Below are 18,180 nucleotides of genomic sequence, written 5' to 3'. Positions count from 1 at the left end.
CGGAACGGGTGGGGCCGGCCGCCGGTTGCCGCAGGAACGACAGGAGATGTCTCGATGACGAATCGGATCGCACTCGTTTCCGCCCTGGCCGTCGCGGGCCTGCTGGCCGGCGCGCCCGCCCAGGCGAAGGGCTGCCTCAAGGGCGCCGTGGTCGGCGGAGTCGCCGGGCACATGGCCGGACACGGCAAGATGGGCGCGGCCGCGGGCTGCGCGATCGGTCACCACAACGCCAACAAGAAGGCCAAGCAGGGCTGACCGTCCCGACGCCGTCTACTTTGACGGCGATCGGATCGGCCAGAGGGTGATGACCAAGTCATCGCCGCTTCTCCGAAGCCGGATTCCCAGCGGAATCCGGCTTCGCTGCGTTCTGGGCCATGGCGCCAGCGAGATCGGTTCGCGCGGCACCTGACCTTCTCACCCAGATGACGGGACCGTCGGCGCGGCGCCCGCCGACCCGGACCGCCCGCGCGTCCACGTCTCCAGTCGCCCTCGCTCCACCCTTTCGCACCGCGTCGCGCTCGGCCCCCCGCCCGCAAGCCCCGCGCAAGCCAGCCGTTGACCTTACTTTCGAGCTATTCTAATTAAGAACTGTGGAGGGCGCGCCGCCGAGGCGGTCCCCTCCCTCCGAGATACCCGATGGAGAGACCCGATGGCCGGTTCCGCGAACGCCGCTTGCGAAAGCTGCCGCTTCTTCGACGATCACAAGCTCAACGGTGCCCAGGCGCAGGGTGACGAGGGCCTCTGCCGCTTCAATCCGCCGGTCAGCCAGCCGGCCCCCGAGTCGAAGGGTCTCTGGCCGGTCGTGGCCTCGAAGGACTGGTGCGGCCACTTCACGGCCGAGATGTCCGCCGCCGAGTAAGTCATCGCATCCTCGAGCCGTGCGGGATCTGCGCCGAGGCGCCGGTCCTGCCGAGGCTCCGCCACCCTCCGCGGGATCGAGCCGCGCCCGGCTCGTGCGGGGGAGATTGCCGGAGCCGCGCCGCCTCGCGTAACCTGCGGCCGTGACAGACGTGATACGCCCGGCCACGGAGGCCGACCTTCCCGCCATCGCGGCGATCTACGGCGACGCCGTCGCCTCCAGCACGGCCAGCTTCGAGACGGAGCCGCCGACGCTGGCCGAGATGACGCGCCGCTTCGAGGTGCTGCGCGCGGGCGGCTTTCCTTACCTCGTGGCCGAACGGGACGGCGCGGTCGCGGGCTACGCCTATGCCGGCCCCTATCACCAGCGCGCCGCCTATCGCTCGACCCTCGAGGATTCGATCTACGTCGCCCGGACGGCCCGCGGCGGCGGGGTCGGCCGGCGCCTGCTCGCCGCCCTGATCGCGGCGAGCGAGCAGATCGACTGCCGGACCCTGGTCGCCATCATCGCCGAGAGCGGCTCACCCGCCTCGATCGCGCTGCACGCGAGCCTCGGCTTCACGCCCGTCGGGACGCTCGCGGGAGTCGGCCACAAGCACGGGCGCTGGCTCGACGTGACGCTCATGCAGCGCAGCCTCGGACCCGGCCGCAGCCTTCCGCCGACCCGGATCTGACCGTCCAACGCGCACCGATCCCAGTATCGCCGGGTCGATTCCCGTCCAGAGCCCCGGCTGAGTTGTCATGATGCGGACAACTTCGCGCGGGAGAGGGCGGGCATGACGCGCACGCCGTCCGGTTCTCGGCGCGGGCGCGATGACGCGGAGGGAGCGATCCTTCCTGCGCGGAAGCGGCACACGCGAGGACGGGCGGTCAAGGCTCCATCACGACTCGCGAGGGATGGGAGTTCGGGTATGCGGTTTACATCGATCGGTCGCCGGGTAGCGCCGCTCGCGATCCTGGCGCTCTCGGCGCTGGCGGGCACGGCCCAGGCCAAGACGCCGACCGATCCCAGCGGCACCTATCTCACCGAGGACGGCCGCGCGCGCGTGCGCCTCGAGAAGTGCGGGACCGCGGGTGACCGGCTGTGCGGATACGTGGTCTGGCTGAAGGTCCCGCTAAACGACAAGGGCGAGCCGCGGATCGACTTCAAGAACCCCGATCCCAAGAAGCAGGCCCGGCCGTCCCTCGGACACCAGCTGATCCTGGGCCTGAAGCCGAATGCCGACGCCCATTACGAGGGCAAGATCTACAATTCCGAGGACGGCAAGTCCTACGACGTCACCATCTGGACCGAGACGGCCGGCGAGCTGACGGTGCGCGGCTGCCTGATCGCGTTCCTGTGCAAGTCGCAGACCTGGACCAAGGTGACCGATCTCGCGCCGGGCCAGCTCCCCGGCCCGACCAACGGTGCGAACGGTCCGCGCAGCGATCCCGAATACGCCACCGCCGCCCCGAAGCCGACCGCCAAGGCCGGCGCGAAGCCGACTCAGAAGCCGGCCGCCGAGGCGCCCAAGGAGGAGTGACCGGCGCGGACCCGCGCGTGGCCGGCCCTCACTCGGCCAGGGCCGCGTAGGTCAGGACGCGCAGCTCGCGCCGGATCGGCAGGGCCGAGGACGGGACGAGCTGCGTCATGAGCACCACCGACAGGTCCTCGGCCGGGTCGATCCAGAACGCCGTCGAGGCGAGGCCGCCCCAGGCGACCTCGCCGGGCGTGCCGAGGATCTGGGCCCGGGCGGGGTCGAGCATCACCGAGAAGCCCAGGCCGAAGCCGATGCCGGTGTAGGAGGTCTCGGCGAAGCGCGGCGTGCCCATCGCGGCCAGGTCGCCCGGCAGGTGGTTCGCCAGCATCAGGTCGACCGTCTTGCGGCCCAGCAGGCGCGCGCCGTCGAGGGTGCCCCGGTTGAGGATCATCCGGCAGAAGCGCTGATAGTCCGCCGCCGTCGAGACGAGGCCGCCGCCGCCCGACGCGATGGCGGGCGGGCGCGCGAAGGCCGTGTCCACGGAATCGTCGAACAGGCGCAGCTGCCGCGCGCGGTCGTACGCGTAGGTGGCGCAGAAGCGCGGCATCAGCTCGGGCCGCACGTGGAAGTCGGTATCGACCATGCCGAGAGGCCCGATCACCGCTTCGCGGAGGTGGTCGGCGAACGGGCGGCCGGTCAGCGCGGCCACGTACTGGCCGAGCACGTCGGTGGCGACGCTGTAGTTCCAGGCGCTGCCCGGCTGGGCGAGGAGCGGCAGCTTCGCGACCCGCGCGGTCATCTCGACGAGGGAGCCCTCGCGCGCCAGGAAGTCGACGCCCTGCTCGCGGTACTGCGCGTCGACCAGGGTCGCCTCCATGAAGCCGTAGGTCAGCCCGGCCGTGTGGGTCAGCAGGTCCCGCACGGTGATCGCCCGGCGGGCCGGCTCGGTCTCGAGCTTCGCCCGGTTGCCGCCCACGGCGACGCGCATCTCGGCGAACTCGGGCAGGACCCGGGAGATCGGATCGTCGAGCTGGAACAGGCCCTGCTCGTAGAGCTGCATCACCGCCACCGAGGTCAGCGGCTTGGTCATCGAGTAGATCCGGGTGACCGTGTCGAGGGTGAACGGCGTTGCCCGGGCGAGGTCGGCCTGCCCGCAGGCGCGCGCGAAGGCGATGCGCCCGCGCCGCGCCACGGTGACCGACAGTCCGGCCAGCCGGCCGTCGCCGACGAGGCGGTCCATCCACGGCACGATCCGGGCGAGCCCCTCCGGGCTGAACCCGGCGCCGGTCGGATCGGTCTCGGTCAGCGCGGTCATGCGGTCTCCTCGTGGTGGCTTTCCGCGAACGTAGAAGCGGCGGGGGACGAAATCACCAGCCCATCGTTCCGGGACCGCCCTTGAACGGGCCGACGATGCCGGGCGTGATCCAGCCACCGTAGAAGTTTCCCGGTTGCGGGGTCACCGGGTCCGCCCCGACGAAGCAGGCGTCCATGGGGCCGGCGTAGAACGCGACGTAGCCGGCGATCGCGCGGAAATCCGGGGTCGGATCCGGGTAGGCCCAGGCCGCCCCGGGCACGAGACGGTCGCCGCCGCGCACGTCGAACAGGACCGCCTGTCCCTTCCACTCGCAGATCCCGCCGCGCCGCCGGTTCACGAGCGTCCCGTCCGCGATGTCGGCGGGCGGCAGGTAGTAGGTCGGCGGGTGCGAGGTCTCGAGCACCCGGAACCCGGAGCCCGTCTCGGCGATGACGCGGCCGCCGAGCACGACCCGCAGCCGGTCCGGGACGGATTCGAGCCGGGGCGGCCGCGGATAGTCCCAGACGCTCTCCTCGCCGGGTCTGACCGGATCGGGGACGGGCCGGAAGGGCGATCCGCGCATGGAGAACCTCGTGCTGTGCCGCTTCGGATCCAGATAGGGCAGTGCTGCCGGCGTTTGTCGTCCGGCGCGCCCGTGCTAGCCCGTCGCCGACACTCGAGCCCGGGATCCCCCGCGATGGACATCGCCCTCTTCCTCGACTTCGACGGCACGCTCGCCGAGATCGCGCCGCGTCCGGACGCCGTGCGGGTCGAGCCCGGCCTCGTGGAGGATCTGGAGCGGCTCCGGGCGCGACTCGACGGCGCCCTCGCCATCGTCACCGGCCGGCCGGTCACAGTGATCGACGGCTTCCTGGCGCCGTCCCGGTTGGATGCGGCCGGTCTCCACGGCGTCGAGCGCCGGGTCGCCGGCGCGCTCACGGGCGGCCGCGCGGAGGACCATCCGGATCTGCGCCGGCAGGTCGCGCGCCTGCAGGCCGAGACCGCCGCGCTCGCGCAGGTCCTGATCGAGGACAAGGGCGCCTCGGTGGCGGTCCACTGGCGGCTCGCGAACCCGGACGATGCCCTGCGGGCCGAGACGCTGGTGAAGGGCGCGGCGGAGGCGCTCGGCGCCGAGTACCGCCTGCAGCTCGGCAAGGCGGTCGGCGAGATCGTCCCCGCGCAGGCCACCAAGGCCCACGCGATCCGCGCCTTCATGGCGCAGGCGCCCTACGCCGGACGGGTCCCCGTCTTCTTCGGCGACGACCGCACCGACGAGATCGCCTTCGCGTCGATCAACGAGGATGGCGGCGTCGCGGTGCGCGTCGGTGACGGCGAGACCGTCGCCCGGCGGCGCCTGCCCGACCCCGCCGCCGTCCGTGCCCTGCTCAGCAACTGGGCTGCCGGGGGCGCGATCGACCCGGACGCGCTGCCGCCGGCCTGACGCGCCGCGCCGTTCAGGGGAGATCGCGATGTCGGGGCGTTCCGTCACGGGCTGGCCGCGCCTGCTGCTGCGGCTGGAGGGGGGCTGCATCCTCGTCGCCGCCCTGCTCGCCTATGGCTGGCTCGGGCCGTCGTGGTGGCTCTTCGCGGCGCTGCTCTTCGTCCCCGACCTGAGCATGCTGGGCTACGCGGCCGGTCCCGTGGTCGGCGCCGTGCTCTACAACGCGGCCCACACGCTCGCGCTGCCGCTCGTCGGCCTGTCCCTGGCGATCGCTTCAGGCCGCCCCGAGGCCGTCGGGCCGGTCCTCATCTGGCTGGCCCATATCGGCCTCGACCGCACCCTCGGTTACGGTCTCAAATACGGCAGCGGCTTCGGCGATACCCATCTCGGCGTGATCGGCCGGGCGCGTGACAAGACGATCGCGCAATCCTGAGCGGCGGATGCCGCCGATTCGGACTTGCCCGCGCGGGGTCGCGCGGCCGATGAATCGCCGGAGCCGTGCTGGACGCGAGTCCCGTCGCGGCGGGCCAGAGAGCAGGGGCAAGTTGCGATGTTCGAGTTTCCGGTTCTGGTCGGCGACATCGGCGGGACGAACGCGCGGTTCGGTCTGATCGAGACGTCCGGCGACCAGCCCCGCCTCCTCGCGCACGAGGCGACCGCCGACCATACCGATCCGTCGAGCGCCATCAAGGCGTCGCTCGCCAAGGGTGGCGGCCCGGCACCGCGCTCGGCGATCCTGGCGATCGCCGGCCGGGTCGACGGGCCGGAGATCCAGCTGACGAACGCGCACTGGAAGATCGCGGGCCAGCGCATCGCCGAGGATTTCGGGCTTTCCTCCGCGACGGTGGTCAACGACTACGTGCCGGTGGCGGCCGGCGCCGCCGATATCGAGCCCCACGACCTCACGCCGGTCGGCCCCTGTCCCCCCGTGCCCGGCGGCGCCCGCGTGGTGCTGGGCCCCGGCACCGGGTTCGGCGCGGCCGCGCTGGTCCCCTATGCGGCGCATCTCGCCATTGTCTCCACCGAGGTCGGCCACACCGATATCGGCCCGGCCGACGCCTTCGAGGAGAAGGTCTGGCACGCGCTGGAGCGGGTCGAGGACCGGATCACCGTGGAGACGGTGCTGTCGGGACCGGGCCTGTCGCGGCTCCACGCGGCCGTCGCCCATGTCCGGACCGGGCAGCCGCACGAGAAGATCGAGCCGGCCGCGGTCACCGAGGCCGGTCTGAACGCCACCGATCCGCACGCCGCGGAGACGCTCGCGCTGTTCGGCCGGGTGCTCGGACGCGTCTGCGGCGACCTCGCGCTGACCTTCCTGGCGACGAGCGGGGTCTATATCGGCGGGGGGATCGCGCCCCGGATCCTCAAGGTGCTGGAGGAGAGCGGCTTCCGCGACGCCTTCGAGAAGAAGGCGCCCTTCGCCGCCATGATGCGCCAGATCCCGACCAGCGTGATCACCGTCCACGACCCCGCTTTCCGGGGCCTGGCGGCCCTGGCGAACGAGGGCGCCAAGTTCGTCTACCACGGGCAGGTGTGGCGGAAGGGGGCGTGAGCGCCCGCGGCGGCGTCGGCCGCGCGCGGAGCGAGGCCGGACGGCTCCGCTCCGCGCGCGTCCCGCTGTCGCGCCGGGCCCGCCCTCAGGCCGCCGCCAGCGGCTTCGAGACCTCCTCCAGGGACTTGCCCTCCGCGGCGGTGCCCCAGATGCCTCCGACGACCGCCGCGATGAGCATCAGCACCGCGCCGAGGCCGTAGCCGAACAGCACCCAGTCGCGCGAGCCGGTCTCGACCAGCGTGCCGAACAGGAGCGGGCCCGAGACGCCGCCGATGCCGGTGCCGACCGCGTAGAAGGCCGCGATGGCGAGCGCCCGGATCTCCAGCGGGAACGTCTCGGAAACCGTGAGATAGGCCGAGCTCGCCGCCGCCGAGGCGAAGAAGAACACCACCATCCAGGCCGCGGTCTGGCCGACCGGCCCGAGGATCTCGAGACGGAACAGCAGGCCGACGCCGGCGAGCAGCAGCGCGGAGATGCCGTACGTGAAGGCGATCATCTTGCGCCGACCGATCGTGTCGAACAGCCGCCCGAGCAGCAGCGGGCCGAGGAACGAGCCGAGCGCGAAGGGCAGCAGGTACCAGCCGACATGGTTGCCGGGCACCTGATAGAAGCGCTCCAGCACCAGCGCGTAGGTGAAGAACAGCGCGTTGTAGAAGAAGGCCTGCGCGATCATCAGCGCGAGGCCGACCATGGTCTCCTTGCGGCTCGTCACGAACAGCGCCTTGAACACCTCGGAGAGCGGGGTGTGGTCGCGGGTGCGGACCTTCATGCGCTTGCTCTCGTCCACCGGCGGCAGGGTCACGCCCTCGTCGGTGAAGCGCTTCTCGATGCCGGTCACGACACGGTCGGCCTCCGCCGCGTAGCCGTGGGTCGCGAGCCAGCGAGGGCTCTCGGGGATCCAGGTGCGCAGGAGCAGGATCACGAGGCCGATGGCGCCGCCGGTGAAGAAGGCGACGCGCCAGCCCCAGGCCGGGTCGATCACCTCGGGCTTCAGGAGCACGATCGACATGAACGAGCCGAGCGCCGCGCCGATCCAGAACGAGCCGTTGATGACGAGGTTGGTCCAGCCGCGGACGCGGGCCGGGACCAGCTCCTGGATGGTCGAGTTGATCGCCGTGTACTCGCCGCCGATCCCCGCGCCCGTGAAAAAGCGGAAGAAGCAGAAGCTCCAGATGTTCCACGACAGACCGGTGGCCGCCGTGGCGACGAGGTAGAGGGCCAGCGTGATGAAGAACAGCTTCTTCCGGCCGATCCGGTCGGTGAGCCAGCCGAAGCCGATCGCGCCGGTCACGGCGCCCACGAGATAGCAGGAGGCGGCGAGCCCGACGTCGAACTCCGAGAACGACATCGGCGGCTGGCGCAGCGCGCCCACCAGGGAGCCGGCGAGCGTCACCTCGAGGCCGTCCAGCACCCAGGTGATGCCGAGCGCCACAATCACGAGGACGTGGAAGCGGCCCCAGGGCAGCCGGTCCAGGCGCGCGGAGATGTCGGTGTCGATCACGCGGCCGATCTCCGCGCGCTCCGGCGTCCCGGATCCCCCCTCGACCTTGCTCGCCATGTCCGCGTGTCCTCCCAATTCACCTGTTTAACCGTGCCTGGACAGCGGGCATTTACCGCGACTGTAGGCAGGTGTTGGGAACGGGTTGGAAATCGATTCGGTTCGATTTCGTCTTCACGTGCGCGGCGCAGAACAGGGAGGTCCACGCGGTGCCCCTCCCATGCCTTCCAGTCCCGCCCGTCCCCGCCGATCCTGGCCCCGCTACGCCCTGCTGGCCGCGATGACGCTCGGCGGGCTCGCGACCGCCCCCACCGAGGGCGCGGACCGGCACCTCGAACGGCCCAAGCCCCGCGTCGCGATCCAGGCGGCCGAGCGCTGGCGCCTGCGGCCGACCGAGCCCGTCGTGGCGGCGACGACCGGCAGCATCCGCAAGCGGGCGGAGACCGCGATCCCCGAGGATCGGCGCAACGTCCGCCTCGTCTACCCGGCGCTGATCGAGGCGCGCTGACGGAGCCGGCGCCCGACCCATCTCGACGATCCGGATCCCGTCAGGCACAGCGCCTGCTTCGCCCGCGCGTGGACGGGCCGAGCGGTACGGTGCGGAGGATTTAGATGGCGGAGGCGATCGCCCTGGTCGGGTGCAAGGGGCCGGATCAGGAGGCGGAGTACCTGCGGATCCTCTCGGCGGCCATGCCCGAGGAACGCCTGATCCCGTTCCGGTCGATGGACGACGCGGCCCGGGCGGCCGCGCGGGTCGCCGTCGTGGCCAACCCCGATCCGGCCGAGGTCGCGGCGCTGCCGGGCCTCGTCTGGGTGCAGAGCCTGTGGGCCGGGGTCGAGAAGCTCGTCGGTGCCTTCGACCGGCCGCTGCCGATCGTCCGCCTCGTCGACCGCGAGATGGCCCGCACCATGGCCGAGGCCGTGCTGGCCTGGACCTACTATCTCCAGCGCGACATGCCGGCCTACGCCCGCCAGCAGCGCGACCGAGTCTGGCGCCCGCACGCCTACCGCAAGCCGTCCGAGACGACGGTGGGCCTGCTCGGCCTCGGGGCGCTCGGGACCGCGGCGGCGGAGCGGCTCACTGGAGCCGGCTTCCGCGTCGTCGGCTGGAGCCGCAGCCCCAAGGCGGTGCCGGACCTCGAGACGTTCCACGGCGCTGACGACCTCCCGGCGATGCTCGGCCGGTGCGACATCCTCGTCTGCCTCGTGCCGCTGACGCCGGAGACGCGGGGCCTCGTGAACGCCGAGCGCCTCGCCGCCCTGAAGCCCGGCGCCGCGCTGATCAACTTCGCCCGCGGACCGATCGTCGTCACCGAGGACCTGATCGCCGCCCTGGACAAGTGCCATCTGGCCCACGCCGTGCTCGACGTCTTCGCGGTCGAGCCCCTGCCGGCGGAGTCGCCGCTGTGGTCGCATCCCGGCGTGACGGTGCTGCCGCACGTCTCGGGGCCGACCGACATGGATTCGGCGGCCGCCACGGTGGCGGCCAACCTGAGGGCCTATCGGCGGACCGGCCAGGTGCCGGACGGCGTCGACTCGGCGCGCGGATACTAGGGCGCGCGCCTCACAGCTTCGGGAATGTCGCCGCGAGGTGGTCGATCAGCACCCGCACGGCCGGCGGCAGCACGCGCCGGGTCGTGAAGACGATGTGCACGATCCCGGGCTGACCCTGCCAGTCCGGGTAGACGGGCACGAGCCGGCCGGCCGCGACGGCATCGGTGCAGGCGTGGTCGGGCAGGAACGCGACCCCGAGGCCGTCGGCGGCCGCGTCGCACAGCGCGGCGAAGTCGCCGCAGGTCAGGCGCGGCTCGTGGCGCAGGGTGAAGATCGTGCCGTCCCGGTGCTCCAGCCGCCACTCCGCCTCGCCGGGATCGTCGCGTGTGCCGAGGGTCGGGACCGCGCCGAGCGCGGCGATGTCGGGGCCGAGGCCGCGCGCGATCCGCGGCGCGGCGACCAGGATCCACCGCGAGGTTCCGAGCGTGCGCATGGTCAGCGACGCGTCGCTCGTCAGGTCCCGTCGGACCCGCAGCGCCACGTCGATCCGCTCCTCGATCAGGTCGACGGGCCGGTCGGTCACGACCAGCTGCAGCCGCACCTTCGGGTATCGGACTAGGAATCCGCGGACGCGCGCCGCGACGATGTCGGTGAGGCCCGTGGGACAGCTCATGCGGATCCGCCCGTGCGGCTCGGTCTGCGCCTCCGCGACCAGCGCCTCGGCCCGCTCCGCCTCGAGCATCATCGCCCGGCAGCGCTCGTAGAACGCCTGGCCGACCTCGGTCACGCGGAAGCGCCGGCTCGACCGCTCGATCAGGCGGGCGCCCAGGCGCGCCTCCAGGGCCGCGATGCGGCGGCTCAGCTTCGACTTCGGCTGGTGCAGCGCCCGGCCGGCCGCGGCGAAGCCGCCATGCGCGACGACCTCGGCGAAGTAGACGTAGTCGTTGAGATCGGCGCGGACCATCGTTCCTCCTGTGGAACGCTGGATGCCACAATCGCCGACTACCCGCACCATCGTTCCGGCGGCATCTCTCCGACCAGCGGCGCGCGCGGCGCCGAACAGCGGAGAACGACGATGACCGGCAGGTTTCAGGACAAGGTGGTGGTGGTGACCGGCGGCACCAGCGGCATCGGCCTCGCGACCGCCCAGGCCTTCGTGGACGAGGGGGCCTCGGTGTTCATCACCGGTCGCCGCCAGGAGGCGCTCGACGCGGCGGTGAAGCGGATCGGCGGCCGGATCACGGGCGTGCGCGGCGACATGGCGAACCTCGCCGACATCGACCGCCTGTACGACGCGGTCCAGCAGAAGCACGCGCAGATCGACGTGGTCTTCGCCAATGCCGGCGGCGGCAGCTTCGCGCCGCTCGGCGCGATCACCGAGGCGCATTATCAGAGCATCTTCGACACCAACGTGAAGGGCGTGCTCTTCACCGTGCAGAAGGCGCTGCCGCTCCTGCGGGACGGAGCCGCGATCGTCCTCACCGGATCGACCACCGGCAGTTCGGGCACGCCGGCCTTCAGCGTCTACTCGGCCACCAAGGCGGCCGTGCGCAACTTCGCCCGGAACTGGATCCTCGACCTGAAGGACCGGCGCATCCGAGTGAACACGATCAGCCCGGGCGTGACCGAGACCGCCGGCCTCGACGAGCTCTTCGGCGGCGGCGATCAGGCGGCGGCCACCAAGGATGTCCTCGCCGGCCAGATCCCGGCCGGCCGCGTCGGCCGGCCCGAGGAGATCGCCCAGGCGGTGCTGTTCCTCGCCTCGGACGCGGCGAGCTTCGTCAACGGCGTCGAGCTGTTCGCCGACGGCGGGCAGGTCCAGATCTGAGGGTTCGGGGCGGCCGGGACGCGACACCCGGTCCCGGCCGCCCCCGTGAACCCTGGCAATGGCCGGCGGTTAAAGGCCCGGCCCTCCGGTCCCGCTTCCTCGCGGGCGGGCGCCGGGAAGGACAAACGGTTTCCATGGGCTGGCCGCGCCGCATCCTGATCACCGCCGGTCTGGTGACCGTCGCGGCCGGCGTCGCCCTGGGCGTCGGCCGCTTCAGCTACGCGCCGATGCCCGACCGGGCGGACCTGCTCAACCCGGACCGCTACCCGATCCAGACCGCCTTCGACATCCTCGGCCGCCGCGTCTCGCGCGCGGAGGCCGACCGGCTCAGCGGCACCGAGGCCGGACGGAAGGAACTCTCGCCGAAGACCGGTGCGGTCGCGATCGATCCTGCCATGGTCGAGCGCGGCCGGCAGGCCTTCTATCAGGAGACGTTCGGCAACGAGGTCTTCCTCACCGACGTCATGGGCATGCTCGACGGCGGCCTGACTCCCACGCAGGTCGCCCTGGCGGTGGCCAAGCTCGGTGGCCAGGGCACCACCGATCTCAAAGTTGCCATGGCCAGGGACGTGCGCGTCGGCGACCGCGTCTACCGGGCGGGCGAGCTGGTCCCGACCGGGCTCGACGTGCCGAAGGGCGGCGCCTTCATCATCGGGATCAAGACCTTCTACGACCGCGGCCACCTGCGCATGGGGATCACCTGCGCCCTGTGCCACGCGGCGGTCGATCCCGGCACCGGCAGGGTCGTAGAGGGCGCGCCCAACACCGACCTCAATGCCGGCCTGCTGATGGCACTCGCGAAGAACTCCTCGGCCTACTTCATGCACGCCAGCGTGCCGGAGGCCGATGCCAAGCCCCCCGCTGAACCGCAGCATACCGGCTCGACCGGCACGGGGCCGGCGCTCCCGGACGCCGCTTCCGTCGAGGCGGCCACGAAGGTGCAGGTGGCGAGCTGGCCGCCGGGCAGCTTCGACTCGTCCGCCGACCGGGTCACCAACCCGACCTCGATCCCGTCAAGCTTCTCGGCGCACGGCGAGCCCTACAGCTGGAGCGGGCGCGAGGCGATCGGGCCCTTCGCGGGCCTGTCCTCGCTCAACAACAACGTCCACGCGGCTAATTCCGACACGACCCAGCTCGCCGCCGCCGCGCCCTGGCTGTTCGGCATGGATCCCGAGACGTATCTTGGGATCGTGCTGCGCGGCTCGGCCACGGAGGCGTTCCGCTACAGGCCCGACGGCGGCCGGAGCCCGTCGGAGGTGCTGCGCAGCGTCGATCCGACCCCGGCCTCGCCGGGGCTGAATAGCTACGCGGTGCTGCCGACCTATCCGGCGACCAACTACGTCACCGACAACGGCCTGTTCACGTCCGTGCCCGGGGAGCCGGTCAACCACGCCAACAACGCCATGTCGGCCTTCCAGAACCTGCTGCACCCGCCGGCCGCCGGGCAGGATCCCGACCGGGTCCGCGCGGGCCGCGCGGTGTTCGAGAAGGCCGGCTGCGGCAGCTGCCATTCCGGCCCGGCGCTCACCAACCACCGGGTCGTACCGGAGGCCGAGATCGGTACCGAGCCGACCCGGGCGCGGGCGGGCGCCAAGATGGAGGCGCGCCTGTCGGCGCCGGCGATGTTCGCCGCCGACACGCCGTTCCCGACCCCGGCCGACCCGGTCATCGTCCCGGTGCCGCTCGCGGGCGACGCCCTCGCCCAGGTGCAACTCGCCTGGGGGCAGGGGGGCACGGAGGGCGGCTACAAGGTGCCGAATCTCGTGGGCCTCGCCTGGACGGCGCCGTACCTGCACGATTCCGGCGTCGCGGTCGGTCCCGATGCCGAGGGCCAGCTCGGCGTCCCGGGCACGCTGTACCGGGGCGTCACCCCCGATCCCGCCAACAGCCTGCGCGCCCTGGTCGACCGGGATCTCCGGGCGAAGGTGATCGCCGCCAACGCGGCCTCGGACACGGCGCGGATCGCCCGCGTGACCGGCAAGGGGCACGCCTACTGGGTGGATGCCGGCTCGGGCGTCTCGCGCGAAGAGCAGACGGCGCTGATCGCGTACCTGCTCTCGGTCGATCGCCTGACGGAGCCGGCCGCGACGCCCTGACCGCGCCGCCCGCGAGCCGGATCTCCCATGTCGCGGACCCTCACCCCGGTCTTGGTCAGCCTCGGGCCCTGTTACCCGGCGCTGTGAAATCTCATCGTCCTCGCGGGCGGGGCGAAGCGATCCAGCAGCGCCGCGCGCGCCGGTGTCGCGCCGCCCTGGGTTGCTTCACTGCGTTGGCAAAGACGCGGCTCAGATCACCGCCTCGATCAGGCCGCGCCGCTTGGCCTCCTCGGCCTCGAGGTACCAGTTCGACGGTGCCTTCTCGAGCACCTCGTCGAGGGTGACGTCAGAGCCCTGGATCAGGTTGGCGAAGCCCTCGTTCTGGATCTCGATCGAGCACAGGATCTCGTTGAGCGTCGCCTTCACGGAGGCGATGCAGGTGGTGAGCGGTCCCTCGACCTGGAGCTGCTTGTTCATCTTGCGCTCGTGGATCATCAGCCGCGTCCCGCAGGTGAGATACCGGTTGGGCCGGGCGAAGAAGCTCATGAAGGTCGTGCCGGCCGAGTAGATCGCGGCCTTGCCGAGGAAGACGAATCGCCGGTTCGGATCCATCGGGCTGTTGAAGCGGATGTCCTCGCCCATCATCCGGGCGACCTCCGGGTCGCCGCCGAGCGTCGTCAGCTCGACGACGACGAGGTCGCGGTCCCCCGCCGCGTCGAGCTGGCGGCGGAAGTCCTTGTACATGTCGTAGTCGACCGGTCCGGAGAGCAGGACGGCCGGGGCCCGGAAGGCGGTGGGGCCGAGGGGAGTCGTGTCCATGGTCCTCCTGGTCGCGCGACCGGCCGGCTGGTCAGCGCGCTGGGTCGGGCGCGCCCGCGCCCTTGCCCACGAACGGGATGCCCTCGATCGGGCATTCCTCCGTGCCGACGCTCTGGCGGGTAATGGCCCGGACGGCGTCGCGGGTTCCGTCGGGATCCTCGATCCAGCGCCGGTAGAAGTCGTAGGGGCATTCCGACATCCCGTGCCGGTTCTCCTTCGAGTTGATCATGCCCGTGTAGCCGCGATGCAGCAGCTTGAAGAGGTGGTTCTCCGACTGGCCGTGGGCGCGGAAGCCCCGGATCAGGAATTTCGACAGGGCGGCGTACTGGATGCCCATCTCCTCCTCGCCGCACTCGCCGAGCGTGCGGCCGTCGAAGCCGATGATCGCGGAGTGGCCGAAATAGGTGTAGACGCCGTCGAAGCCGGCCGCGTTGGCCACCGCCACGTAGGTGTTGTTGGCGAAGGCCATCGCCTTCGAGATGACGACCTGCTGCTCCTTGGCCGGATACATGTAGCCCTGGCAGCGGATGATCAGCTCGGCGCCCCGCATGGCGCAGTCGCGCCAGATCTCGGGATAGTTGCCGTCGTCGCAGATGATCAGGCTGATCTTCAGCCCCTTCGGCCCGTCCGACACGTAGGTGCGGTCGCCCGGATACCAGCCCTCGATCGGGGTCCAGGGCATGATCTTGCGGTACTTCTGCACGATCTCGCCCTGGTCGTTCATCAGGATCAGGGTGTTGTAGGGCGCCTTGTGCGGGTGCTCCTCGTGGCGCTCGCCGGTGAGCGAGAACACACCCCAGACCTTGGCCTCCCGGCAGGCGGCGGCGAACACCTCGGTCTCCGCGCCCGGGACCGTCGAGGCGGTCTCGTACATCTCGGCGGCGTCGTACATGATGCCGTGGGTCGAGTATTCGGGGAAGATCACGAGGTCGAGGCCGGGCAGGCCGGTCTTCATGCCGACGATCATCTTGCCGATCGCCTTGGCGTTCTCCAGCACCTCCGCGCGGGTGTGCAGGCGCGGCATCTTGTAGTTCACGACGGCGACGCCGACGCTGTCCTGGCTGGACGAGATGTCTCCGTGCATCATGGCGTGATGTCCTCCTGACCTTGATCGTCCCCCCGGTTGAGGGCGGCTCAGTGGCTGATCATCCAGGGCCGCGCCTTCGGGAAACTCTTGGCGGCGGCAGGCGCCGCGGTAGCCTTCTTGGGCGAGCAGCAGCCGCAGCCGGCCCCGTGACTGCCCGAGCGCCGGGGAGCGTGGCGGCTGCGCTCGTTAGTGGCGTGGGCGGCCCGCAGCCCCGCATCCATGCCGGCGATGCGCGGCGCGGTGAGGAAGGCGCGCTGGCTCGTGCCGCCGCAATCCGGGCAGGCGTGCGGCTCGCGGAACTCCGCCATCGGCCGCATCACCGTGAAGGGCCCGCAGGCCTCGCAGGCGTAGTCGTAGACGGGCATGGGTGCTTCCAGCAGGGTCTTGAGAGGTGCGAACGGTGCCGACGGATCGCGGGTCCCCTCTCCCGCACGGGAGAGGGGGCAGGTCGCGTCCGGTGAGACCGAGGTGCCCACCGGACGACCGGAGGGTCAGAGATCCGGCGAGAGCGGCATCTGCACCGAGCCGTCGAGGAACTTGGTCGGTCCGTCGGCGCCCGGGTTGATGTCGAACTCGAAGATCTTGGTCGGGATCCAGAGCGTCGCGCAGGCGTTCGGGATGTCGACGACGCCCGAGATGTGGCCCTGGACCGGCGCCGTGCCGAGGATCGAGTAGGCCTGCGCGCCCGAGTAGCCGAACTTCTTCAGGTACTCGATCGCGTTCAGGCAGGCCTGCCGGTAGGCGATGTGCACGTCGAGGTAGTGCTGGCCGCCGCTCTCGTCGACCGAGATGCCCTCGAAGATCAGATGATCGTCGTATTTCGGCGTGACCGGCGACGGCTTGAAGATCGGGTTCTTGATCCCGTACTTGGCCATGCCGTCCTTGATCAGTTCGACCTTGAGATGCACCCAGCCGGCCATCTCGATGGCGCCGCAGAAGGTGATCTCGCCGTCGCCCTGGCTGAAATGCAGGTCGCCCATCGAGAGGCCGGCGCCGGGCACGTAGACCGGGAAGTAGATCTTCGAGCCGCGCGACAGGTCCTTGATGTCGCAATTGCCGCCGTGCTCGCGCGGCGGGACCGTGCGGGCGCCGGTGGCGGCGGCCGCGTCCTTCGCGTCACCCTTCAGGCGGCCCATATGGGCGGTCGGGCCGAAGGGCAGGGTGGCGAGCGCCGGCACCCGCTCCGGATCGGTGTCGTAGAGCGCCTTCTCGCGGGTGTTCCAAGTCTCCAGCATCTTGGGATCGGGCAGGCAGCCGATCAGGCCGGGATGGATCAGGCCGGGGAAGCGCACGCCCGGGACGTGGCGGGATTTCGTGAACATGCCCTCGAAGTCCCAGATCGACTTCTGGGCCTGCGGGAAGTGCTCGGTGAGGAAGCCGCCGCCGTTCTTCTTCGAGAAGAAGCCGTTGAAGCCCCACTGGCTCTCGGGCTTGGCGCCGATGTCGAGGAGGTCGACCACCAGAAGGTCACCGGGCTCGGCGCCCTCGACGCCGATCGGTCCCGAGAGGAAGTGCACGATCGACAGGTCGATGTCGCGCACGTCGTCGGCGGAATCGTTGTTCTTGATGAAGCCGCCGGTCCAGTCGTAGGTCTCGACGATGAAGTCGGCGCCCGGCTTCACGTACGCCACCATCGGGATGTCGGGGTGCCAGCGGTTGTGCACCATGTCGTTGTCGTAGGCCGATTGCGTGAGATCGACCTTGATCAGCGTCTCGGGCATCTCGTGTCTCCAGCTCCCTGACTCAACCGGGGCAGGCCCCGTCCGCGCGCCGTTGCGCGTCTCTCACCCGCTCGCGAGCAGCTCTTTCAGTGCGTCGTCGAGGACCTTGATGTCGTCCGGGCTGGTGCCGGGCCCGCCCGCGAAGTGGCCCCACCACGTGTCGATCACGCGCAGCTCCGCGTTCGGCATGGCGGTCGCCTCGATGGCGTTGTCCTCGGGCGGGAAATAGAGATCGGTCGAGGCGGGCATCAGGATCGCCTTGGCGCGGATGGCGCCGAGCGCGGCTTTGAAGTCGCCCTTGAAGGTGTCGTTGGCGCTGATGTCGCCGTGCTGCCACGTCCACAGCATGGCGAGCAGGTTGTTGGCGTCGCGCTCGTAGAACAGGCCTTCCCAGAACCCGATCAGGAAGTCCTCCAGCGAGGCGTAGCCCATGTGGGTGATGTCGGCCTCAAGGCGGTAGAAGGTCTGCGACAGGCCCCAGCCCGCGTAGACCCGGCCGAAGGCGCGCAGGCCCCGGGTCGGCGGGCTCGTGTACCAGCCCTCCGCCCAAGCGGCGTCGGCCTGGAGCGCCGCCTTGGCGCCCTCCAGGAAAACGTAATTATGCCGGGAGCACTTCGCCGAGCCCTGAAACGGCAGGATTCTCGGCACCATGTCGGGGTACATCGACGCCCAGTGGTAGGTCTGGAGCGCGCCCATCGACCACCCGGTGACGAGCACGAGTTTCTCGATGCCGAAATGCTCGGTGACGAGGCGGTGCTGGGCACGGACGTTGTCGTGGGCGGTGACGTTGGGAAAGCGCGGCCCGTTCCAGGGCGCGGGCGTGTTGCTCGGCGAGGACGACAGCCCGTTGCCGAACATGTTCGGGATGATGATGAAGTACTTGTCCGGGTCGAGCGCCTTGCCGGGACCGATCAGCCACTCGTTCTCGGTGTGCTGGCCCGAGTACCAGGTCGGGTAGACGATGGCGTTGTCCTTGGCTGGGCTCAGCGTCCCGAAGGTCTTGAAGGCGAGCTTGGCCGCGCGCAGCGTCTTGCCGCACTGGAGCACGAAGTCGCCGAGCTCGAAGATCTCGTGATCGGCCATGCTGCGCCC

The 18,180-nt window shown here is 70.9% G+C and carries 20 protein-coding genes; 11 read left to right on the top strand and 9 right to left on the bottom strand.

The features are described 5' to 3' along the window. The first annotated feature begins 54 nt into the window (after window positions 1-54). The 4 genes from ABIC30_RS10855 (at window position 55) to ABIC30_RS10840 (ending at window position 2,381) form a co-directional block, all read left to right on the top strand. Entirely contained in the window at window positions 55-255 is a 201-nt protein-coding gene (locus tag ABIC30_RS10855) for a hypothetical protein (RefSeq protein WP_012322375.1), read from the top strand. Window positions 256-649: 394 nt separating this feature from the next. Further along, window positions 650-859, top strand: a complete 210-nt coding sequence (locus tag ABIC30_RS10850; RefSeq protein WP_020090567.1) for a hypothetical protein — start codon at window positions 650-652, stop codon at window positions 857-859. 142 nt (window positions 860-1,001) lie between these two features. Beyond that, on the top strand, window positions 1,002-1,532 hold the full coding sequence (locus ABIC30_RS10845) for a GNAT family N-acetyltransferase (protein WP_020090566.1): 531 nt from the start codon (window positions 1,002-1,004) through the stop codon (window positions 1,530-1,532). A gap of 237 nt (window positions 1,533-1,769) precedes the next feature. Then, window positions 1,770-2,381, top strand: a complete 612-nt coding sequence (locus ABIC30_RS10840; protein WP_091925272.1) for a DUF2147 domain-containing protein — start codon at window positions 1,770-1,772, stop codon at window positions 2,379-2,381. Between the two features lie 28 nt (window positions 2,382-2,409). Here ABIC30_RS10840 and ABIC30_RS10835 read toward each other — a convergent pair whose 3' ends face one another. Beyond that, window positions 2,410-3,633 (bottom strand): serine hydrolase domain-containing protein, encoded by a 1,224-nt coding sequence (locus ABIC30_RS10835; RefSeq protein ID WP_354454914.1) that lies wholly within the window; start codon window positions 3,631-3,633, stop codon window positions 2,410-2,412. A 52-nt stretch (window positions 3,634-3,685) separates the two neighbouring features. Then, the gene (locus tag ABIC30_RS10830; protein ID WP_091679018.1) at window positions 3,686-4,195 is read right to left on the bottom strand and encodes a DUF427 domain-containing protein; all 510 of its coding nucleotides are present in this window, start codon (window positions 4,193-4,195) and stop codon (window positions 3,686-3,688) included. Between the two features lie 114 nt (window positions 4,196-4,309). On the opposite strand from ABIC30_RS10830, the gene otsB reads away from it, so the two are divergent. The 3 genes from otsB (at window position 4,310) to ABIC30_RS10815 (ending at window position 6,605) form a co-directional block, all read left to right on the top strand. After that, window positions 4,310-5,053: a trehalose-phosphatase gene (gene otsB / locus ABIC30_RS10825; protein ID WP_091925265.1), complete on the top strand. Its 744-nt coding sequence runs from the start codon at window positions 4,310-4,312 to the stop codon at window positions 5,051-5,053. Window positions 5,054-5,081: 28 nt separating this feature from the next. Continuing rightward, window positions 5,082-5,486 carry a DUF4260 domain-containing protein gene (locus tag ABIC30_RS10820; RefSeq protein WP_091679013.1) on the top strand — a complete coding sequence of 135 codons (405 nt, stop codon included), beginning with the start codon at window positions 5,082-5,084 and terminating at the stop codon, window positions 5,484-5,486. A 117-nt stretch (window positions 5,487-5,603) separates the two neighbouring features. Further along, window positions 5,604-6,605 carry a glucokinase gene (locus tag ABIC30_RS10815; RefSeq protein WP_354454911.1) on the top strand — a complete coding sequence of 334 codons (1,002 nt, stop codon included), beginning with the start codon at window positions 5,604-5,606 and terminating at the stop codon, window positions 6,603-6,605. An 85-nt stretch (window positions 6,606-6,690) separates the two neighbouring features. Here the strand turns inward: ABIC30_RS10815 and ABIC30_RS10810 are convergent, their stop codons facing one another. After that, entirely contained in the window at window positions 6,691-8,163 is a 1,473-nt protein-coding gene (locus ABIC30_RS10810) for an MFS transporter (protein WP_354454909.1), read from the bottom strand. A gap of 160 nt (window positions 8,164-8,323) precedes the next feature. Here ABIC30_RS10810 and ABIC30_RS10805 point away from each other — a divergent pair, with 160 nt between their 5' ends. Both ABIC30_RS10805 and ABIC30_RS10800 read left to right on the top strand, forming a co-directional pair. Continuing rightward, the gene (locus ABIC30_RS10805; RefSeq protein WP_244492186.1) at window positions 8,324-8,611 is read left to right on the top strand and encodes a hypothetical protein; all 288 of its coding nucleotides are present in this window, start codon (window positions 8,324-8,326) and stop codon (window positions 8,609-8,611) included. Between the two features lie 104 nt (window positions 8,612-8,715). Next, a complete protein-coding gene (locus ABIC30_RS10800; RefSeq protein ID WP_205833815.1) occupies window positions 8,716-9,657 on the top strand; it encodes a 2-hydroxyacid dehydrogenase in 942 nt (313 codons plus the stop codon). A gap of 10 nt (window positions 9,658-9,667) precedes the next feature. Here ABIC30_RS10800 and ABIC30_RS10795 read toward each other — a convergent pair whose 3' ends face one another. After that, window positions 9,668-10,561, bottom strand: a complete 894-nt coding sequence (locus ABIC30_RS10795; RefSeq protein ID WP_354454907.1) for a LysR substrate-binding domain-containing protein — start codon at window positions 10,559-10,561, stop codon at window positions 9,668-9,670. A 111-nt stretch (window positions 10,562-10,672) separates the two neighbouring features. Between ABIC30_RS10795 and ABIC30_RS10790 the strand changes: the two genes are divergently transcribed. Beyond that, window positions 10,673-11,425 (top strand): SDR family NAD(P)-dependent oxidoreductase, encoded by a 753-nt coding sequence (locus ABIC30_RS10790; RefSeq protein WP_020090555.1) that lies wholly within the window; start codon window positions 10,673-10,675, stop codon window positions 11,423-11,425. A 134-nt stretch (window positions 11,426-11,559) separates the two neighbouring features. Next, window positions 11,560-13,521: a cytochrome C oxidase Cbb3 gene (locus ABIC30_RS10785; RefSeq protein ID WP_234082128.1), complete on the top strand. Its 1,962-nt coding sequence runs from the start codon at window positions 11,560-11,562 to the stop codon at window positions 13,519-13,521. Between the two features lie 189 nt (window positions 13,522-13,710). On the opposite strand, the gene ABIC30_RS10780 is transcribed toward ABIC30_RS10785, so the two are convergent. The 5 genes from ABIC30_RS10780 to ABIC30_RS10760 all read right to left on the bottom strand — a co-directional run bounded on the left by ABIC30_RS10780 (window position 13,711) and on the right by ABIC30_RS10760 (window position 18,171). Further along, on the bottom strand, window positions 13,711-14,280 hold the full coding sequence (locus ABIC30_RS10780; protein ID WP_354454904.1) for a ClpP family protease: 570 nt from the start codon (window positions 14,278-14,280) through the stop codon (window positions 13,711-13,713). Window positions 14,281-14,311: 31 nt separating this feature from the next. Beyond that, complete coding sequence (locus ABIC30_RS10775) at window positions 14,312-15,367, bottom strand: aliphatic amidase (protein WP_354454902.1); 1,056 nt, start codon at window positions 15,365-15,367, stop codon at window positions 14,312-14,314. A gap of 47 nt (window positions 15,368-15,414) precedes the next feature. Next, window positions 15,415-15,732 (bottom strand): FmdB family zinc ribbon protein, encoded by a 318-nt coding sequence (locus ABIC30_RS10770; protein ID WP_020090551.1) that lies wholly within the window; start codon window positions 15,730-15,732, stop codon window positions 15,415-15,417. Window positions 15,733-15,858: 126 nt separating this feature from the next. After that, window positions 15,859-17,088 (bottom strand): formamidase, encoded by a 1,230-nt coding sequence (gene fmdA / locus ABIC30_RS10765; RefSeq protein WP_354454900.1) that lies wholly within the window; start codon window positions 17,086-17,088, stop codon window positions 15,859-15,861. Window positions 17,089-17,151: 63 nt separating this feature from the next. Next, window positions 17,152-18,171, bottom strand: a complete 1,020-nt coding sequence (locus ABIC30_RS10760) for an alpha/beta fold hydrolase (protein WP_020090549.1) — start codon at window positions 18,169-18,171, stop codon at window positions 17,152-17,154. Window positions 18,172-18,180 lie beyond the last annotated feature (9 nt).

Origin of the sequence: Methylobacterium sp. 1030, from assembly GCF_040544715.1 — a bacterium.
Taxonomy (GTDB): Bacteria; Pseudomonadota; Alphaproteobacteria; order Rhizobiales; family Beijerinckiaceae; genus Methylobacterium.
This window is presented reverse-complemented; position numbering and strand designations above follow the sequence as displayed.